This window comes from Azorhizobium doebereinerae UFLA1-100 (genome assembly GCF_000473085.1).
Lineage (GTDB): Bacteria > Pseudomonadota > Alphaproteobacteria > Rhizobiales > Xanthobacteraceae > Azorhizobium > Azorhizobium doebereinerae.
In genome coordinates this window covers 102,215-118,908 of the sequence record NZ_AXBA01000005.1, presented here as the reverse complement: position 1 = coordinate 118,908, position 16,694 = coordinate 102,215, and the positions used below count along the sequence as shown (strand labels likewise).

The 16,694-nt window shown below is 71.0% G+C and carries 14 protein-coding genes; 8 read left to right on the top strand and 6 right to left on the bottom strand.

What is annotated here, in order from left to right; genetic code table 11:
- Positions 1-34: 34 nt before the first annotated feature.
- The 3 genes from YU1_RS0106865 to mraY are packed head-to-tail and all read left to right on the top strand — an operon-like array spanning position 35 to position 3,997.
- The gene (locus YU1_RS0106865) at positions 35-1,480 is read left to right on the top strand and encodes a UDP-N-acetylmuramoyl-L-alanyl-D-glutamate--2,6-diaminopimelate ligase (RefSeq protein ID WP_029003441.1); all 1,446 of its coding nucleotides are present in this window, start codon (positions 35-37) and stop codon (positions 1,478-1,480) included.
- Positions 1,477-2,907 (top strand): UDP-N-acetylmuramoylalanyl-D-glutamyl-2,6-diaminopimelate--D-alanyl-D-alanine ligase, encoded by a 1,431-nt coding sequence (locus YU1_RS0106860; RefSeq protein ID WP_029003440.1) that lies wholly within the window; start codon positions 1,477-1,479, stop codon positions 2,905-2,907. The genes YU1_RS0106865 and YU1_RS0106860 overlap by 4 nt, the downstream gene beginning before the upstream one ends.
- Positions 2,908-2,911: 4 nt before the next feature.
- A complete protein-coding gene (gene mraY / locus YU1_RS0106855; protein ID WP_029003439.1) occupies positions 2,912-3,997 on the top strand; it encodes a phospho-N-acetylmuramoyl-pentapeptide-transferase in 1,086 nt (361 codons plus the stop codon).
- Positions 3,998-4,019: 22 nt separating this feature from the next.
- On the opposite strand, the gene YU1_RS0106850 is transcribed toward mraY, so the two are convergent.
- A complete protein-coding gene (locus tag YU1_RS0106850) occupies positions 4,020-4,427 on the bottom strand; it encodes an AprI/Inh family metalloprotease inhibitor (protein WP_029003438.1) in 408 nt (135 codons plus the stop codon).
- 418 nt (positions 4,428-4,845) lie between these two features.
- Between YU1_RS0106850 and YU1_RS0106845 the strand changes: the two genes are divergently transcribed.
- Genes YU1_RS0106845 through YU1_RS0106825 form a run of 5 tightly spaced genes read left to right on the top strand, consistent with a single transcriptional unit; the run spans position 4,846 to position 11,871 of the window.
- On the top strand, positions 4,846-6,027 hold the full coding sequence (locus tag YU1_RS0106845; protein WP_051356581.1) for an ABC transporter substrate-binding protein: 1,182 nt from the start codon (positions 4,846-4,848) through the stop codon (positions 6,025-6,027).
- Between the two features lie 33 nt (positions 6,028-6,060).
- Positions 6,061-6,933, top strand: coding sequence for a branched-chain amino acid ABC transporter permease (locus YU1_RS0106840; RefSeq protein WP_425339137.1), 873 nt, complete (start codon positions 6,061-6,063; stop codon positions 6,931-6,933).
- A 4-nt stretch (positions 6,934-6,937) separates the two neighbouring features.
- Positions 6,938-9,397 carry a branched-chain amino acid ABC transporter ATP-binding protein/permease gene (locus tag YU1_RS0106835; RefSeq protein WP_029003435.1) on the top strand — a complete coding sequence of 820 codons (2,460 nt, stop codon included), beginning with the start codon at positions 6,938-6,940 and terminating at the stop codon, positions 9,395-9,397.
- A 48-nt stretch (positions 9,398-9,445) separates the two neighbouring features.
- Positions 9,446-10,696: an amidohydrolase family protein gene (locus YU1_RS0106830; RefSeq protein WP_029003434.1), complete on the top strand. Its 1,251-nt coding sequence runs from the start codon at positions 9,446-9,448 to the stop codon at positions 10,694-10,696.
- Positions 10,693-11,871: an amidase gene (locus YU1_RS0106825; protein ID WP_029003433.1), complete on the top strand. Its 1,179-nt coding sequence runs from the start codon at positions 10,693-10,695 to the stop codon at positions 11,869-11,871. The genes YU1_RS0106830 and YU1_RS0106825 overlap by 4 nt, the downstream gene beginning before the upstream one ends.
- A gap of 72 nt (positions 11,872-11,943) precedes the next feature.
- Here the strand turns inward: YU1_RS0106825 and YU1_RS0106820 are convergent, their stop codons facing one another.
- From YU1_RS0106820 to YU1_RS0106800, 5 genes are read right to left on the bottom strand one after another with little or no spacing between them, the layout of a single operon-like run.
- A complete protein-coding gene (locus YU1_RS0106820; RefSeq protein WP_051356580.1) occupies positions 11,944-12,870 on the bottom strand; it encodes a polysaccharide deacetylase family protein in 927 nt (308 codons plus the stop codon).
- Positions 12,867-13,667: an ABC transporter permease gene (locus YU1_RS0106815; RefSeq protein WP_029003431.1), complete on the bottom strand. Its 801-nt coding sequence runs from the start codon at positions 13,665-13,667 to the stop codon at positions 12,867-12,869. Before YU1_RS0106815 ends, YU1_RS0106820 begins: the two co-directional genes overlap by 4 nt.
- The gene (locus tag YU1_RS0106810) at positions 13,664-14,533 is read right to left on the bottom strand and encodes an ABC transporter permease (protein ID WP_029003430.1); all 870 of its coding nucleotides are present in this window, start codon (positions 14,531-14,533) and stop codon (positions 13,664-13,666) included. The genes YU1_RS0106815 and YU1_RS0106810 overlap by 4 nt, the downstream gene beginning before the upstream one ends.
- Complete coding sequence (locus YU1_RS0106805; RefSeq protein WP_029003429.1) at positions 14,530-15,621, bottom strand: ABC transporter ATP-binding protein; 1,092 nt, start codon at positions 15,619-15,621, stop codon at positions 14,530-14,532. The genes YU1_RS0106810 and YU1_RS0106805 overlap by 4 nt, the downstream gene beginning before the upstream one ends.
- Positions 15,618-16,661, bottom strand: coding sequence for an ABC transporter substrate-binding protein (locus YU1_RS0106800; RefSeq protein ID WP_029003428.1), 1,044 nt, complete (start codon positions 16,659-16,661; stop codon positions 15,618-15,620). The genes YU1_RS0106805 and YU1_RS0106800 overlap by 4 nt, the downstream gene beginning before the upstream one ends.
- Between the last annotated feature and the right edge of the window lie 33 nt (positions 16,662-16,694).

The window sequence follows — 16,694 nt, the reverse complement described above, 5'->3', positions numbered from 1 at the left end:
GGTCAGCCATCAAAGAAGGTCACAGAAGGGCACCATGGCGGATCTCGTCGCACTGATCGCCGGTCACGCCCGCCTGGAGCGGGGCGAAGGGCATGCGAGCGCCATCAGCGGCATCACCAGCGACAGCCGCAAGGTCCTGCCGGGCACGCTGTTCGTGGCGGTGCCCGGGGTGAAGGCCGATGGCGCCCGCTTCGTGCCCGACGCACTGGCGCGGGGCGCCGCCGCCGTGCTGATGGAGCCCACAGGCGCGCCGCCGGACATGGCGGTGCCGCTGGTCTTCTCGCTCGACGTGCGCCGCTCGCTGGCGCTGGCCGCCGCCCGCTTCCATGCCCGCCAGCCCGAGACCGTCGTCGCCGTCACCGGCACCGCCGGCAAGACCTCGGTCGCCGAGTTCCTGCGCCAGATCTGGACCCATCTCGGCTTCCAGGCAGCCTATATGGGCACGCTCGGCCTGATCGCGCCGGGGCAGTCCACCTATGGCGGCCTCACCTCTCCTGATCCGGCGGACCTGCATGCGGCGCTCGACCGGCTGGCCGGCGCCGGCGTGACCCACATGGCGCTGGAAGCTTCCTCGCACGGCCTCGACCAGCGCCGGCTCGACGGCGTCCGGCTCTCCGCCGGCGGCTTCACCAATCTCGGGCGGGACCATCTGGACTACCACCCGACGGTGGAAGCCTACTACCACGCCAAGCTGCGGCTGTTCACCGAGCTGCTGCCGGATACGGCGCCCGCCGTGGCCGCGCTCGACGCGCCCTATGGCGCGACCACGCTGGCCTACGCCCGCACCCGCGGCCTGCCGACCTTCGCCATCGGCCCCGGCGGCGACCTGAAGGTGACGGACGTGATCGCCCAGGGCACCGGCCAGCGCATCCGCTTCGCCGACCGGCCGGACGTGGTGGTGCCGCTGGTCGGACGGTTCCAGGCTGACAATGCGCTGCTGGCGGCGTGCCTGGTCGCCGCGGGCGGGGTGCCGCTCGATGACGCGCTCGCCGCGCTCGCCGGCCTCTCGGGCGTGCCGGGGCGGCTGGAGCGGATCGGCGACGACCCGGCCCGGCCGGTGTTCGTGGACTATGCCCACAAGCCGGAGGCGCTGGAGACCGTGCTCGACACCCTGCGCGCCGCCACCCCCGGCCGGCTGATCGCGCTGTTCGGCTGCGGCGGCGACCGGGATCGGGGCAAGCGCCCGCTGATGGGCGCCATCGCCGCCCGCAAGGCCGATGTGGTGATCGTGACCGACGACAATCCGCGCAGCGAGGACCCGGCCGCCATCCGGGCGGAGATCCTCGCCGCCGCCCCCGGCGCGCTGGAAATCGGCGCCCGCGAGGAGGCCATCCGGGCCGGCGTGCGCATGCTTGCCCCTGGGGATGTTCTCCTTGTTGCTGGCAAAGGTCACGAAACGGGCCAAATCATAGGCGACCGGACATATCCGTTCTCGGACACCGCGGCCGTTCTCGCCGCCTTGAGGGAGGTGGGAGCATGACGACGCGCGCATTGTTCACCCCGGCCGAAGCCCTCGCGGCGACGGGCGGGACCGCCCGCGGCCTCATCAACACGGCCTCCGGCATCTCCATCGACACCCGGACGCTGGCGCCCGGCGACGCCTTTTTCGCCATCACCGGCGAGAACAGCGACGGCCACGCTTATGTGGAGCGGGCGTTCGCGGCCGGCGCCGCCTTCGCCGTGGTGGCGGCGGACCGCGCCGACGGGCTGCCGCACGGCCCCATGCTGGTGGTGCCGGACGTGCTGGCGGCGTTGACCGACTTCGCCAAGGCCGCCCGGGCGCGCTCGCACGCGGGCATCGTCGCGGTCACCGGCTCGGTCGGCAAGACCACCACCAAGGAAGCGCTGCGCCTCGCCCTCCAGGCGGACGGCGCGACCCATGCCTCTGCCGCGTCCTACAACAATCACTGGGGCGTGCCGCTGTCGCTCGCCCGGCTGCCGCGCGAGGCGCGCTACGGCGTGTTCGAGATCGGCATGAACCATCCCGGCGAGATCACCCCGCTGGTGCGCCTGGTGTGCCCGCAGGTGGCGATCATCACCACCGTGGAAGCCGTCCACATGGAGGCGTTCTCCGGCATCGAGGCGATCGCCGACGCCAAGGCGGAGATCTTCGACGGCCTGGAAGCCGGCGGCGCCGCCGTGCTGAACCGGGACAATCCTTTGTTCGAGCGCCTCGCGGCGAGTGCCCGCGCCAAGGGCGTGGCGCGCATCGTCTCGTTCGGCGCCGATCCGCAAAGCGACGTGCGGCTGGTGGACGTGGCGCTGCATCCGCGCTGCTCCATCGCGGTGGCCCAGGTTCTGGGCACGCCGGTGACCTTCAAGATCGGCATGCCCGGCCGCCACATCGTGCAGAACGCCCTGGCGGTGCTGGCGGCGGCGAGCCTGATCGGCGCCGACCTCGCGCTGGCGGCGGTCTCGCTCGCCCATCTGCGCCCGCCGCCGGGGCGCGGCGTGCCGCTGGACCTCGCCGTCCTCGGCGGCAGCGCCACGCTGCTGGACGAGAGCTACAACGCCAATCCCGCCTCCATGCGCGCGGCCATCGACGTGCTGAGCCGCACGCCGGTGGGGCCGCGCGGCCGGCGCATCGCCGTGCTGGGCGACATGCTGGAACTGGGGCCCGAGGGCGCGCTGCACCATCGCGAACTGGCCGGCGCGCTGGACGCCGCCAGGATCGATACCGTGTTCTGCGCCGGGCCGCTGATGCACGCGCTGTGGGAGGCGCTGCCCTCCTCGCGCCGGGGCGGCTACGCGCTCCACGCCTCGCATCTCGAACCGCTTATTTCCGCCGCGATCCGCGCCGGCGACACGTTGATGGTGAAGGGCTCGAACGGCAGCCGCATGGGCCCGCTGGTCAAAGCCCTCTGCGACCGCTTCCGGGTGTCCGGCGACGCGCTGCTCGAAGGATAGATCAATGCTCCAGTGGCTCGCGCAGCTGCACGACACCTTTCCCGCCTTCAATGTCTTCCGCTACATCACCTTCCGCACCGGGGGCGCCATCGTCACCGCGGTGCTGTTCGTGTTCCTGTTCGGGCCGGCGATCATCTCCACCCTGCGGCTGAAGCAGGGCAAGGGCCAGCCGATCCGCGCCGACGGCCCGCAGTCGCACCTTTTGACCAAGAAGGGCACGCCCACCATGGGCGGGCTGATGATCTTCTCCGGCCTCATCGTGGCGACGCTGCTGTGGGCCAATCTCTCGAACGCCTATGTGTGGGTGGTGCTGTTCGTCACCACCGGCTTCGGCCTGATCGGCTTCTATGACGACTATCTGAAGGTGACGCGCCAGAGCCATGCCGGCTTCTCCGGCAGGGCGCGGCTGGCCATCGAGGCGCTGGTCGCCGGCATCGCCGTGGTGGCGATGATCCAGGTGGGCCGCAGCGGCCTGTCGAGCTCGGTCTCCTTCCCCTTCTTCAAGGATCTGCTGCTCAATCTCGGCTGGTTCTTCGTGATCTTCGGCGCCTTCGTCATCGTCGCGGCGGGCAATGCGGTGAACCTCACCGATGGCCTCGACGGCCTCGCCATCGTGCCGGTGATGATCGCCGCCGGCTCCTTTGGCGTGATCTCCTATCTCTCCGGCAACGTGGTCTTCGCCGACTATCTGCAGATTCACTACGTGGCGGGCGTTGGCGAGTTGGCGGTGATCTGCGGCGCCATCATCGGCGCTGGGCTCGGCTTCCTGTGGTTCAACGCGCCGCCGGCGCAGATCTTCATGGGCGACACCGGCTCGCTGGCGCTGGGCGGCCTGCTCGGCACCATCGCGGTGGCCACCAAGCACGAGATCGTGCTGGCGGTGATCGGCGGCCTGTTCGTGCTGGAGGCGGTATCGGTGATCGTGCAGGTGCTGTCGTTCCGGCTCACCGGCAAGCGGGTGTTCAAGATGGCGCCCATCCATCACCATTTCGAGCAGCTCGGCTGGACCGAGAGCCAGGTGGTGATCCGCTTCTGGATCGTCGCCGTGATGCTGGCCCTGCTCGGCCTCGCCACGCTGAAGCTGCGCTGAGCGGCCCGCCGGGCTGGCCGCGCTACCGGCGCGGCCCCTGGTCGATGGTGAAGATGCCGTCGGTCTCCGGCTCGGCCACATAGCGGTTGTCGGGCGTGAAGAAGCGGATGCGGGTCTTGCGCTCGCCGTCCGCCAGGCGGATTTCCCAGCCTTCCATGAGGCGCCAGGCGGTGATGTCCCCCATCACCGGAAACACCTTCGGGCACTTCGGGTCCACGTCGATCTGCATGCCGCCGATGGTGGGCTCGCGCTTGAGCACGACCCGGCATTGCTTTCTGCCGCGCTGATCCTTGATGATCCAGACGCCGAGCAGGTCCTTGACCTCCTGCGGGTCGAGTTCGTCGAGGTTCAGCACCTTCGGCTCCTCCGCCCGGGCGATCCCGGCCAGCAGCGGCAGGAGGGTGGCGGCGATGCGAACCGCGCGAAGCATGGATGTCCCTCCGCCCTCTGACCTGGCGGGGAATTCTAGCGCACGATGCACGCCGTTGGCACCGCGTGGGAGAAGGGGCGTCCTCCCATGGATCGCGCACAAATCTTAGGCATCATCGTATACGCCAAGCTTGCGGCGTGGGCGTCTCCAGCGCTCGTATCGGTGCGGGCCATGCCTTCAATTGCAACGCTTCACCCGTCACAGCCGGCCGTCAGCAGCACAATTGTATCCAATTTATAATAATTAATGGATGCAATATGGCGTCGATTTCGGCGTATCCTGCATCAAGCTGCGGCGCAAGCTGGCTGCGGGCGGGCTTTGGCGGATGCGCGTGCCGCCGGGGCGCCGGCTATCTCCGGCCGTCCATGGCTTGGCACGGCGCTTGCCAAGCAGGAGCGGACTTTCCGGAGGGGACACCATGGGCATCTTCGCTTCCGCTCTTCGTCTTCCGCGCCTGGCCGCCGCCATCGGCCTTGCCGTCACCCTTGCCGCGCCCGCCCGCGCGCAGGACACCATCAAGGTCGGCCTCGTCGCCGCGCTGTCGGGCCAGTCGGCGAAATCCGGCGAGGCGATCACGCGCGGCCTCCAGGTGGCCATCGACGAGATCAACGCCAAGGGCGGCGTGCTCGGCAGGACCTTCGAGCTGGTGCGCCGCGACGACGAGAGCAACCCGGCCAAGGGCCTGCTGGCCGCCCGCGAGCTGGTGCAGAAGGAGAAGGTGGTGGCCTTCTTCGGCGGCATCGACACGCCGGTGTCGCTGGCCGTCGTGCCCTTCGCCAACTCCTCCAAGGTGCCCTTCATCGCCGTCTGGGCGGCGGGCACCGGCATCACCCGCAACGGGGCGGAGGAGAATTATGTCTTCCGGGTCTCCGCCGTGGATGAGCTGGTGGACGAGGCGATGATCGATTTCGCAGTGAAGATCCACGGCACCAAGAAGCCGGGCCTCATGCTCATCAACAACCCCTGGGGCGAATCCAACGAGGCCGGCCTGAAAAAGGCAGCCGGCGCCAAGGGCTTGCCGGTCGCCGGGGCGGAGAAGTTCGACAATGCGGACGTCGACATGGTGCCCCAGCTCACCCGCCTGAAGGAGGCGGGGGCCGATACGCTCTTCCTCGTCGCCAACGTCCAGCCCGCCGCGCAGGTGGTCAAGTCGCTGGACCGCATGGGTTGGAACGTGCCGGTGGTCTCGCACTGGGGCCCCGCCGGCGGGCGTTTCATCGAGCTGGGCGGGCCGAGCGCGGAGAAGGTGGACATGGTCCAGACCTATTCCTTCTCCGGCAAACTATCGCCCAAGGGTGAGCAGGTGCTCGCGGCGCTGAAGGCGAAGTATCCTGAAATCAAGACCTTGGCGGACGTCACCCCGGCGGTGGGCATCGCCAATGCCTATGACGCCATGAATTTGCTGGCGCTCGCCATCGCCAAGGCCGGCACCACCGACGGGCCGGCGCTGCGCAAGGCCTTCTATGAGATCGGCCCCTATGTCGGGCTCATCAAGACCTATGAGACGCCGTTCTCGGTCGGCAATAACGACGCGCTGGGCAAGGGCGACTACATCTTCACCCACTTCAAGGGCGCCGAGATCGTGCCCGTCGGCCAATAGGCCGGCGGATACGGTTCGGTATTGAGGTAAGTCATGCTGATCCTCTCTGCCATCGTCTCGGGGCTCAGCCTGGGCAGCATGTACGGGCTTATCGCTCTTGGATTTCACACTACGTACACCGTGTCATACGCCGTCAATTTCGCCCAGGGCTCGTGCGTCATGCTGGGGGCGGTGCTCGGCTACACTTTCTGGGTGACGCTGGGCCTGCCCCTGCCGCTGGCGATCGCCGCGACACTCGCCGCCTGCGCCCTCGCCGGGCTGGTGGTGGAGCGGGCGCTGGTGCGCCCCTTCACCGCGCGCGGCTCCAGCGCCTGGCTGATGGCCACCGTCGCCGGCGGCATCGTGCTGGACAACGCCGTGATGTTCACCTTCGGCAAGGAGCCGCGCGCCTTCCCCTCGCTGCTCGCCCGCACGCCGGTGGACCTGTTCGGCGCCGGCGTCTATCCGCTCCAGCTGGTCATCCCGGTGGTCGGGGTGGCGATCGCCCTGGGGCTGCACGTCCTGCTGCGCCACACGGCGCGCGGCAAGGCGCTGCTGGCGGTGGTGCAGAACCCCACCGCCGCCAGCCTGATGGGCATCGACGTCAAGCGGGTGGTGGCGCTCGCCTTCGCCGCCTCCGCCGTGCTGGCGGGCATCGCCGGCCTGCTGATCGCGCCCTTGCTCGCGGTCTCCTCCGACATGGGACTGATGTTCGGCATCAAGGCGTTCGCCGTCGCCATCCTGGGCGGCATGGGCTCGGCCTCGGGCATCATGCTGGCGGGCTTCGCCTATGGCCTGGTGGAGGCGCTGGTCACCAGCATGCTGGGCTCCTCCTACACCCAGATCCTGGTGTTCCTGGCGGTCATCGCCGCCCTGGCCCTGGCGCCGGACGGCCTGTTCGGCCGCGCCGCCGTGAAGAAGGTCTGAGCGCGTGCGCGCCCTCCTGCCCGCGCTCGCCATCCTGGTCCTGGCCGGGGCCGCCACCGGGCTGGCGCTCGCGGGGGAGAGCTACACCGCCTTCGTCATCGCATTGGTGGCGCTCACCGCGCTGGTGGGCATCGGCCTCAACATCCTGCTCGGGCTCACGGGCCAAGTCTCGCTCGGCCATGTGGGCTTCTACGCTATCGGCGCCTATGTGAGCGGCATCCTGCTGCTGAAGGGCGCCGGCTTCCCGCTGGCCCTGGCGGCGGCGGCGGTGGCGGCCGGGGCGGTCGGCTTCCTCCTGGCGCTGCCGGCGCTGCGGGTGAGGGGGCCGTACCTCGCCATGGTGACGATCGCCTTCGCCTTCATCGTCGAGCATGGCCTGATCGAGTGGCGGGCGGTGACCGGCGGCGCCAACGGGCTGATGGGCATCCTGCCGCCGCCGGTGATGGGGCTGATGCTCGCCGAGCGGGAGATGGCGGTGCTCTGCGTCGCCCTCGCCACGCTGGCGCTGCTCGGGTTCTTGGCGCTGGCGGAAAGCCGGCTCGGCCGCGCCATGCTGGCGGTGCGCGACAGCGAGGTGGCGGCCCAGTCCGTCGGCCTCAACCCGGTGGTGCTGAAGACGCTGGCCTTCGTGCTCTCCGCCGCCCTCGCCGGGCTGGCGGGCGCGGTGTTCGCGCCGCTGATGATGTTCATCTCCCCCGGCTCCTTCCCCTTCTCGCAATCCATCCTGTTCCTGTTCGCCGTGGTGGTGGGCGGGGCCGGAACGGTGTTCGGCCCGGTGGTGGGGGCGCTGGTGGTGGTGGGCCTGCCGGAGTTGCTGGCGGATTTCGCCGAATATCGCCTGCTCCTGTTCGGCGGCCTGCTGCTGGCGGTGCTGTGGCTCGCCCCGCGCGGCATCGTCGGCGAAGTGGCGCGGCGTCTCGTGCGCCGCCGCCCGCGCCCGGTCCGCGCGGACGCCGGCGCCGCCATGCTCGCCCCGCAGGGCGCGCCGCTGCCCTTGGAGGTGCGCGACCTCGCCATCGCCTTCGGCGGCATCAAGGCGAGCAATGGCGTGAGCTTCACCGCCCGGCCCGGCGCCGTCACCAGCCTCATCGGCCCGAACGGCGCCGGCAAGACCACCGTGCTGAACATGATCGGCGGCTTCTACCGGCCGGACGCGGGCGCGGTGCGCCTCGACCGGGACCTCGCCGGCGCGCCCGCCTACAAGGTGGCGCGGGCCGGCATCGCCCGCACCTACCAGACCACGCAATTGTTCGGCTCGCTCAGCGTCATCGACAATGTGCGCATCGCGCTGAAGGGCGATCCCGCGCAGGCCGAGGCGCTGCTGGCCTTCGTCGGCTATGGGGGCGACCTGGACGCGCCCGCCGACGACCTCGCCCATGTGGACCGCCGGCTCGTCGAGATCGCCCGCGCGCTCGCCATGCGTCCCCGCGTGCTGCTGCTGGACGAGCCCGCCGCCGGCCTGATGCGCGCCGACAAGGACCGGCTGGCCCTCCTGCTGCGCCGGATCGCCGACGCCGGCCTCGCCGTGCTGCTGGTGGAGCACGATATGGCGCTGGTCATGGGCATTTCCGACCATGTGGTGGTGCTCGACGCCGGGCGGGTGATCGCGGCCGGCGCTCCGGCCGAGGTGCGGGCGGACCCGGCGGTCATCGCCGCCTATCTCGGCGGCGACACCGGGCGCGGCCGGCCGCGCGCGGCGGCCTGGGACGGCAGCCGCGACGCGGTGCTCACCACCGTGGGCCTCACCGCCGGCTATGGCGCGGCGCCGGTGCTGAACGGCGTCGGGCTCGACGTACGGCCGGGCGAGGCGGTGGCGCTGCTGGGCGCCAACGGCGCCGGCAAGTCCACCGCCATGCGCGCCCTGTCCGGCCTGCTGCGGCCGGTGGCGGGCGAAGTGGTGCTGGCGGACGCGCCCATCGGCGCGCTGCCGGCGCACGTGATCGCCCGCATGGGCCTCGCCCTCGTGCCCGAGGGCCGGCAGGTGTTTCCGGAACTCTCCGTGCGCGACAACCTGATGCTCGGCGCCCATTCGCGCGGCAAGGCTGCCCGCGGCAAGGCGGGCGCGGCCGAGGTGGCGGCGGACTTCGAGGCGCTGCTCACGCGCTTTCCGCGCCTGCGCGAGCGCCTGTCGCAGCGCGCCGGCCTGCTCTCGGGGGGCGAGCAGCAGATGCTCGCGGTGGCCCGCGGGCTGATGGCCCGGCCGAAGATCCTGCTGCTGGACGAGCCCTCCCTCGGGCTCGCTCCCGCCATCATCGGCGAACTGTTCGACATCCTCGCCGAGCTCCGGGACGAGGGCGTGACGCTGCTGCTGGTGGACCAGATGGCGGCGCTGGCGCTCACCGTCGCCGACCGCGCCTATGTGCTGGAGCAGGGCCGCGTCGTGAAGGCCGGCGCCGCTGCCGATCTGGCCGGCGATGCGGAGCTGGAAGCCGCCTATCTCGGGGCCAAGGCCGGCGGGGCCTGACCGCCCACCGCGCCCCCATCGCCGCATGAACGCCCAAAGGAACGCCACATGAGCCTCGACCATATCTTCCGCAATGCCCGCATCGCCGGGCGCGAGGACGAGACGGTGGACATCGGCATGAGCGCCGGCCGCTTCGCCGCCATCGGCATGGGGCTCGATGCCGGCGCGCCGTTCGAGGATCTGGGCGGGCGCCTCGTCATGCCCGGCTTCATCGAGACCCATATCCATCTCGACAAATCCTGCCTGCTGGGCCGCTGCGTCTGCGAGAAGGGCACGCTGGACGAGGCCATCGGCGCGGTCGCCGCCGCCAAGACGGGCTTCACGCAAGAGGACGTCTACGCCCGTGCCGAGCGCACGCTCAGGAAGGCCATCCTCCAGGGCACGCAGCGCATGCGCACCCATGTGGAGGTGGACCCGCGCATCGGGCTGACCTCCATCCACGCCTTGCAAAAGCTCAAGCAGGACTATGCCTGGGCCATCGATCTGACGCTCTGCGTGTTCCCGCAGGAGGGCCTGCTGGACGACCCAGGCTGCGACGACGTGATGGTGGCGGCGCTGGAGGCGGGGGCGGACGTGGTGGGCGGCGCGCCTTACATGGACGCCGACAGCCATGGCCAGATCGCCCGCGTCTTCGAGCTGGCGCAGCGCTTCGGCGTGGATGTGGACTTCCACCTCGACTTCGGGCTCGATCCCTCCCACCTCGACCTGCTGGAGGTGTGCCGCCTGGCGGAGAAGACCGGCTGGAGCGGGCGGGTGGCCATCGGCCATGTGACCAAGCTGTCCGCCGTGCCGCGCCCGCAATTGATCGAGCTGGCCAGGCGCCTCGCCGGCGCCGGGGTAGCCGTCACCGCGCTGCCGGCCACCGACCTGTTCCTGATCGGCCGCGAGCATGACCACAACGTGCCGCGCGGCGTGGCGCTGGCCCATGTGCTGCTGGAGCACAGCGTCACCTGCTCGCTGTCCACCAACAACGTGCTGAACCCGTTCACCCCGTTCGGCGACTGCTCGCTGGTACGGATCTCCAACCTCTATGCCAACGTCGCCCAGGTGGGCACGCCCGCCGGCATGGCGGCGTGCTTCGACATGGTGTCCGCCACCTCCGCGCGGTTGCTGAATCTCAAGGATTACGGCATTCGGGAGGGGGCGCCGGCGAACATGGTGGTGCTCGACTGCGCCACCCGGGCCGAGGCGGTGTCGGAACTGGCGCCGCCGCTGTTCGGCCTCAAGGCGGGCCGGCGCACCTTCACCCGCCCCGCCGTCAGCCTGCACCTTCCCGCTTTGGAGCCCGCTGCCGCATGACCCTGCACGATCCGCTCAACGCCTTCGTCGCCCATGGGGCGGTGGACATCCAGCGCCGCACCGACGGCCCGCTGGCCGGCCGCACCTTCGCGCTGAAGGACTTCTTCGACCTCGCCGGCGTGCCCACCGGGGCGGGCAGCCCGCACTGGCTGGCCAGCCACCCGGTGCCGACCGCCAGCACGCCCTGCGTGGACCTGCTGCTGGACGCCGGCGCCCATCTGGTGGGCAAGACCCATACGGACGAACTGGCCTGGAGCCTCAACGGCGAGAACGCCCATTACGGCACGCCGACCAATCCGGCCGCGCCGGGGCGCATTCCCGGCGGCTCGTCCTCCGGCTCGGCGGCGGCGGTGGCCGGCAAGCTGGTGGATTTCGCCATCGGCTCGGACACCGGCGGCTCGGTGCGCCTGCCGGCCAGCTATTGCGGCATCATCGGCATCCGCACGACGCACGGGCGCGTCTCCCTCGCCGGCGCGGTGCCGCTGGCGCCGAGCTACGACACTTTGGGCTGGTTCGCCCGCGACGCGGAGCTGTTCGCGCAGGTCGGCGCGGTGCTGCTCGGCCCGGCCCCCACGGCGCCGCTGCCGAACCGCCTGATGGTCGCCGACGACCTGTTCGCCGCCGCCGGCCCGGCGGTGGGCGCGGCGTTGAAGGACGGCCTGTCCCGGGTGATGGCGCTCTATGCCCCGGCGGCTTCCGTGACCGTGGCGCCGGGCGGCCTCGGGCCGTGGCGCAACGCCTTCCGGCTCATCCAGTCCGCCGAGGCCTGGGCGGCGCACGGGCCATGGGTGGAACAGGTGAAGCCGGCGTTCGGCCCCGGCGTGCGTGAGCGCTTCGCCGCCGCCGCCAGGCTCGACCCTGAGGAGGTGAAGGGCGCGCTCGCCCTGCGCGCCGACATCCGCGCCCGCATGGACGACATCCTGGGCGACGATGGCCTGCTGCTGCTGCCCACCGGGCCGGGCATCGCGCCTTTGCTGGCGACGCCGGAGCCGGAGCTGGACGCCTTCCGCGCCCGTGCGCTGGAGCTGCTCTGCCCGGCGGGGCATGCGGGCCTGCCGCAGATCTCGCTGCCGCTCGGCACGTTGGACGGCTGCCCCGTGGGCCTCTCAATCATCGCCCCGCGTGGGCGCGACGAGGCGCTGCTGGACCTCGCCCGCAAGGTGATGGCGGCCTGAGCCGCCTCCTCTCTTGCTGAGCGATCTATCGATAAGCCCCCCGCGACCTGCGGATGCGGGGGGCGACGGCGCTCACGCCCCGCCCTCGGGAAAGGTGGCGCGCCAGTGCCGGGCGATGGCCGCGCGCGGCGCCACCCAGGCGACGCCGGAGCCCTGCACATGGGCGAGGATGCGCTCCAGCGCGCCGATGCGGCCGGGGCGGCCGATCATGCGCAGGTGGAGGCCGATGGAGAGCATCTTCGGCGCCCGCTCGCCCTCCCGCGCCAGCCAGTCGAAGGCGTCGATCACATAATCGGCGAAGTCCGCGCCGCGGAAGCGCTGGGTGTGCTGGAAGTGCATGTCGTTGGTGTCGAACGCATAGGGCAGCACCAGATGGCGGCGGCCGGCGACCTCCACCTCATAGGGCAGGTCGTCATTGTAGGCGTCGCTGTCATAGAGGAAGCCGCCGTCCTCCACGAGCAGGCGCCGGGTGTTGGCGGTGGAGGCGGAGCGGGTGTGCCAGCCCACCGGCCGCTGCCCCGTGGCCCGCGCGATGGCCGCGACGGTGCGGGCGATGCGGGCGCGCTCGGTGGCCTCGTCCATGCCCGCGTGGCTCTCCCAGCGCCAGCCGTGGGCGGCGACCTCATGGCCGCGCCGGACGGCGTCTTGCGCCAGCTCGGGCGAGCGTTCCACGGCGCGGCCGCAGGCGCTCACCGTCACCTTGGCGCCGTGGGCGTCGAACAGGTCCATCACCCGCCACCACGCCGCCCGCGTGCCGTATTCGAAATGGCTCTCGATGCAGGGGTCCGGGCCATCGAGACGATGGTCCACCTCATAGATGCCCTCGTTGACGCCATCGCCTTCCGAGACGGTGAACTCGGCCCCCTCCTCGAAATTGACCACGAAGGAGACGGCGACGCGCGCCTTGCCCGGCCATTGCGGGTCGGGCGGGCTGCCGGCATAGCCCTTCAGGTCGCGGTCGCGCGGCGGCAGGGCGGGCTTCAGGGCGAGCGGGCTCATTGGCCGGTCCCCGCCATGCGGTGCAGGCCGACGAGGCGGTCGCTGGCGACCAGCAGGATCACGGTCGCGCCGAGGATCAGCGTGGACAGGGCCGCGAGCGTGGGGTCGGGGGCTTCTTCGATATATTGCAGCATCTTGATGGGCAGCGTCTTGGTTCGCACGTCGGTCAGGAAGATCGAGACGGGATAGTTGTCGAAGGAGGCGAGGAAGGCGAACAGCCCCGCGGTGAGGAAGGAGGGCGCCAGCGCCGGGACCATCACCTTGAGGATGGCGCCGGGATAGGTGCAGCCGAGCGTGCGCGCGGCCTCCACCAAGGTGAAGTCGAAGCGCGACAGTCCGGCGATCATGGTGCGGGCCACATAGGGCAGCGTCACCACCAGGTGCGCCAGCAGCAGCGCGCTCCAGGCGGCGGAAAAGCCCATGGCGCGGAAATATTGCAGCAAGGCGATGCCGAGCACGAGGCCGGGCATCATCAGGGGCGAGACCAGGAAGGTGCCGATGGCCTCCGCCCCCGGCAGGCGGCCCTGGGCGATGGCGATGGCCGCCAGCGTGCCCAGCGCCAGCGCCAGCGCGGTGGACAGCGCGGCGATCTGCAGCGACAGCGAGAGGGCCGGCCAGAAGCCGTCCATCTGGCCGATGCGGGCGTACCAGCGCAGCGAGGCCCCGCCCACCGGCAGGTCGAACACCGGGGTGGGCGAGAAGGAGGCCGCCGCGATCACCATGAGCGGCGCCAGCAGGAAGAGCGCGGCGCCGAGCGCCATGGTCCAGGCGAACAGGATGGCGAGGGGCCGGGTCATCGGGCGCCTCCCAGCCGGGCGAGGCGGGTGCTGAGCGCCACGGTGGCCACCGCGATCACCAGCAGCACCACGCCCGCCGCCGCGCCGAAGGTGGGCTGGCGGGCCAGAAGATAGGCCTTGGCGATGGTGGTGGAGAGGGTGGGATAGCGCTCGCCGATCAGCAAAGTCGGCACCACATAGGCCGACACGGCGAGCGAGAACACCAGCGCCACGCCCGCCACCACGCCGGGCACGGTGAGCGGCACCACCACGCGCACGAACGCCTCCGCCGGGGCGGCGCCCAGCGTGGCGGCGGCTTCCATGAGGCGGGGGTCGAGCTGCGCCACCACCGTGTAGATGGGCAGGATCATGAACGGCAGGAAGATGTTCACCGAGCCGACGATCAGCGCGGTCTCGGTGAAGATCATGCGGATCGGCGCGTCGATGAGGCCGAGCGCCAGCAGGGTCTCGTTCACCAGCCCGTCGCTGCGCAGCAGGATGGTCCAGGCGAAGGCCTTGACGATGACGCTGGCGGCGAGCGGCAGGAACAGGCAGGCCAGCAGCGCGCTGCGCACCGCCCCGCGCGCCCGTGCCAGCGCGAAGGCGGCCGGATAGCCGATGACCAGCGCGATACCGGTGGTGAGCAGCGCGAGGCGCACGGAATTCCAGATGACGCCGAGATAATAGGGCGTGCCCAGCAGCTTGGCGTATTCCGCCAGGGTCGGGCCGTCCGGCCCGGCCACGCTGGCGGCGAGCAGTTTCGCCAGCGGCAGGGCGAACAGCGCCAGCAGGATGAGGAGGGCGGGGGCGGCGAGCGCCACCGCCAGCCAGCGTTCGCGGCCGGGCGCGGCGGGCGCCTTGACCAGGGGCAGAGCTGTGTCGGTCATGCGGCCATCTCCGGGGCGGGAAAGGCGAAGGTCTCGCTCACCGGCCAGGCGAGGCGGATCTCGGCGTCCGGCGCCAGCAGCGCGGCCTCCTGGCCGGGCAGCTCGGCCAGCAGCGTCTCGCCGCCGGCGCCCACCTCCACCAGGCTGCGCGAGCCCTGGAACACCACCGCGCGCACCCGCCCGCTCACCGCGTTGCCGGTCGCTCCGGCGGCGGGGCGCAGGTGCTCCGGCCGGGTCGCCACCACCACCTGCGAGCCGGCGAGGAAGCGGCCGGTGGCGGCGAGCCGGCCGACCTTGGTGTCCACCTGGACGATGCCGCCGTCGCAGGCCACCACGGTGCCGGAAATGCGGGTGGAGAGGCCGACGAAATTAAGCGTGAACAGGCTCGCCGGCCGCTGGTAGATGAGCCGAGGCTCAGCCAATTGCTCGATCCGCCCGCCGTTCATCACCGCCACCCGGTCGGACATGGTCAGCGCCTCGTCCTGGTCGTGGGTGACGAAGATGGCGGTGGCGTTGATGTCGCGCAGGATGCGGCGCATCTCGCCCTGCATTTCCTCGCGCAGCTTGCGGTCCAGCGCCGAGAGCGCCTCGTCGAACAGCAGCACGTCCGGCTCCACCGCCAGCGCGCGGGCGAGCGCCACGCGCTGCTGCTGGCCGCCGGACAGAGCCGAGATGGGGCGGGCCGCCAGATGGTCGAGATGGACGAGGGCGAGCGCCTTGTCCACCGCGCGCGCGATGTCGGCCTTCGGCCGGCGGCGCACCGTCAGGCCGAAGGCGACATTCCCGGCCACCGAGAGGTGCGGGAACAAAGCGTAGTTCTGGAACACCACGCCGACGTTGCGCCTGTGCGGCGGCACGCGGGTGACGTCCCGCCCGGCGATCGCCACCGTGCCGGCATCGGGCAAGGCGAGGCCGGCGATCAGCCGCAGCAGGGTGGTCTTGCCGCAGCCGGAGGGGCCGAGCAGCGTCACCAGCTCGCCGCGCCTTATGGCGAGGTCCACCCGGTCGAGCACGGTGGTGGCGCCATAGCGCTTGGAGGCCTGCCGGACGACGAGATGGGAGGCGGCGTCGATGGGCTCCTGGCTCATGACATCTCCTTGATCCAGCGATCAACCCAGCCGGCGCGCTCCTTGGCGACGAAGGCCCAGTCGGGGGCGAACAGCGAGGCGGCGTCCGGGAAGCCGGCCGGGGTCGGCACGCCGGCATTGGTGGGCGCCACGAAGGCCTTGGCGGCGAGCACGCCCTGCACCTCGGGGGAGAGGAAGGCGTTGATCACCGCCTCGGCGGTGTCGCCCGCCGGGGCGCCGGTCACCTTGGCGATGCCGGAGGGCATGGCGAAGCCGCCGTCCTTGGGCACCGAGAGGTCCACCGGCGAGCCGTCGGCCTTGCGGATGAGGGTATAAGCGGAGAACTGGCCGCCGATCATCCAGGCCTCGCCTTGCTCCAGCAGGTTTATGGCCTGGGGGGCGTTGGTGTAGACGTTGAGCAGGTTCGGCTTCAGGCTCTTCAGCTTCCGGAAGGCGGCGTCGATGTCGTATTGCGCGTCCTTGTAGGGCTTGCCGGTCTCCAGGTGGGCGGCGGCGAGCAGGGTCCAGAAGCCCTCGGTGTTCTGGAGCGAGGGCACGATGACCTTCTGCGCATACTTGGGGTCCCACAGCGCGGTCCAGTCGGCCGGCGCGGCGGCCATGCGCTTGGTGGAATAGGCGATGCCGGCCCAGGGCTTCTGGTAGTTGGCCCACAGGCCGTCGCGATGAATGGTGCCGGGCACCAGCTTGGCGAGGTTGGGCACGCCGGAGGCGGCCATGGGGGTGATGAGGCCCTCGGCGGCGGCGGGCAGCATGACCGGATCGTCCATGATGACGACCGACATCTTCGGGCTCGCCTTGTCCGCCTGCATCTTCTGCAGATTGGTGAGCGAGTTGGTGCCTTCATAGAGGATGGAGACGTCGAGCATCTTCTGGATGAGCGGGAAGACGTCGGCGTTGAAATATTTGGCGGCGCCGGCCGGGCCGCCGATGACGATCTCCTTCGGCGCGGCGCGGACGATGGCGGGCATGGCCACGCCGCCCGCCAGCGCCCCGGCGCTGAGCTTCAGGAGGGTGCGTCGGGATAGAATGGGATCAGGCATGGCTTCCTCGCGAAGGGACGCTGGCGATGAGGA

What these genes read in the sequence shown, in the direction of transcription:
- YU1_RS0106865 (WP_029003441.1), top strand. Translation starts at nt 35, where the DNA reads ATGGCGGATCTCGTCGCACTGATCGCCGGTCACGCCCGCCTGGAGCGG.
- YU1_RS0106860 (WP_029003440.1), top strand. Translation starts at nt 1,477, where the DNA reads ATGACGACGCGCGCATTGTTCACCCCGGCCGAAGCCCTCGCGGCGACG.
- mraY (WP_029003439.1), top strand. Translation starts at nt 2,912, where the DNA reads ATGCTCCAGTGGCTCGCGCAGCTGCACGACACCTTTCCCGCCTTCAAT.
- YU1_RS0106850 (WP_029003438.1), bottom strand. Translation starts at nt 4,427, where the DNA reads ATGCTTCGCGCGGTTCGCATCGCCGCCACCCTCCTGCCGCTGCTGGCC.
- YU1_RS0106845 (WP_051356581.1), top strand. Translation starts at nt 4,846, where the DNA reads ATGGGCATCTTCGCTTCCGCTCTTCGTCTTCCGCGCCTGGCCGCCGCC.
- YU1_RS0106840 (WP_425339137.1), top strand. Translation starts at nt 6,061, where the DNA reads ATGCTGATCCTCTCTGCCATCGTCTCGGGGCTCAGCCTGGGCAGCATG.
- YU1_RS0106830 (WP_029003434.1), top strand. Translation starts at nt 9,446, where the DNA reads ATGAGCCTCGACCATATCTTCCGCAATGCCCGCATCGCCGGGCGCGAG.
- YU1_RS0106825 (WP_029003433.1), top strand. Translation starts at nt 10,693, where the DNA reads ATGACCCTGCACGATCCGCTCAACGCCTTCGTCGCCCATGGGGCGGTG.
- YU1_RS0106820 (WP_051356580.1), bottom strand. Translation starts at nt 12,870, where the DNA reads ATGAGCCCGCTCGCCCTGAAGCCCGCCCTGCCGCCGCGCGACCGCGAC.
- YU1_RS0106815 (WP_029003431.1), bottom strand. Translation starts at nt 13,667, where the DNA reads ATGACCCGGCCCCTCGCCATCCTGTTCGCCTGGACCATGGCGCTCGGC.
- YU1_RS0106810 (WP_029003430.1), bottom strand. Translation starts at nt 14,533, where the DNA reads ATGACCGACACAGCTCTGCCCCTGGTCAAGGCGCCCGCCGCGCCCGGC.
- YU1_RS0106805 (WP_029003429.1), bottom strand. Translation starts at nt 15,621, where the DNA reads ATGAGCCAGGAGCCCATCGACGCCGCCTCCCATCTCGTCGTCCGGCAG.
- YU1_RS0106800 (WP_029003428.1), bottom strand. Translation starts at nt 16,661, where the DNA reads ATGCCTGATCCCATTCTATCCCGACGCACCCTCCTGAAGCTCAGCGCC.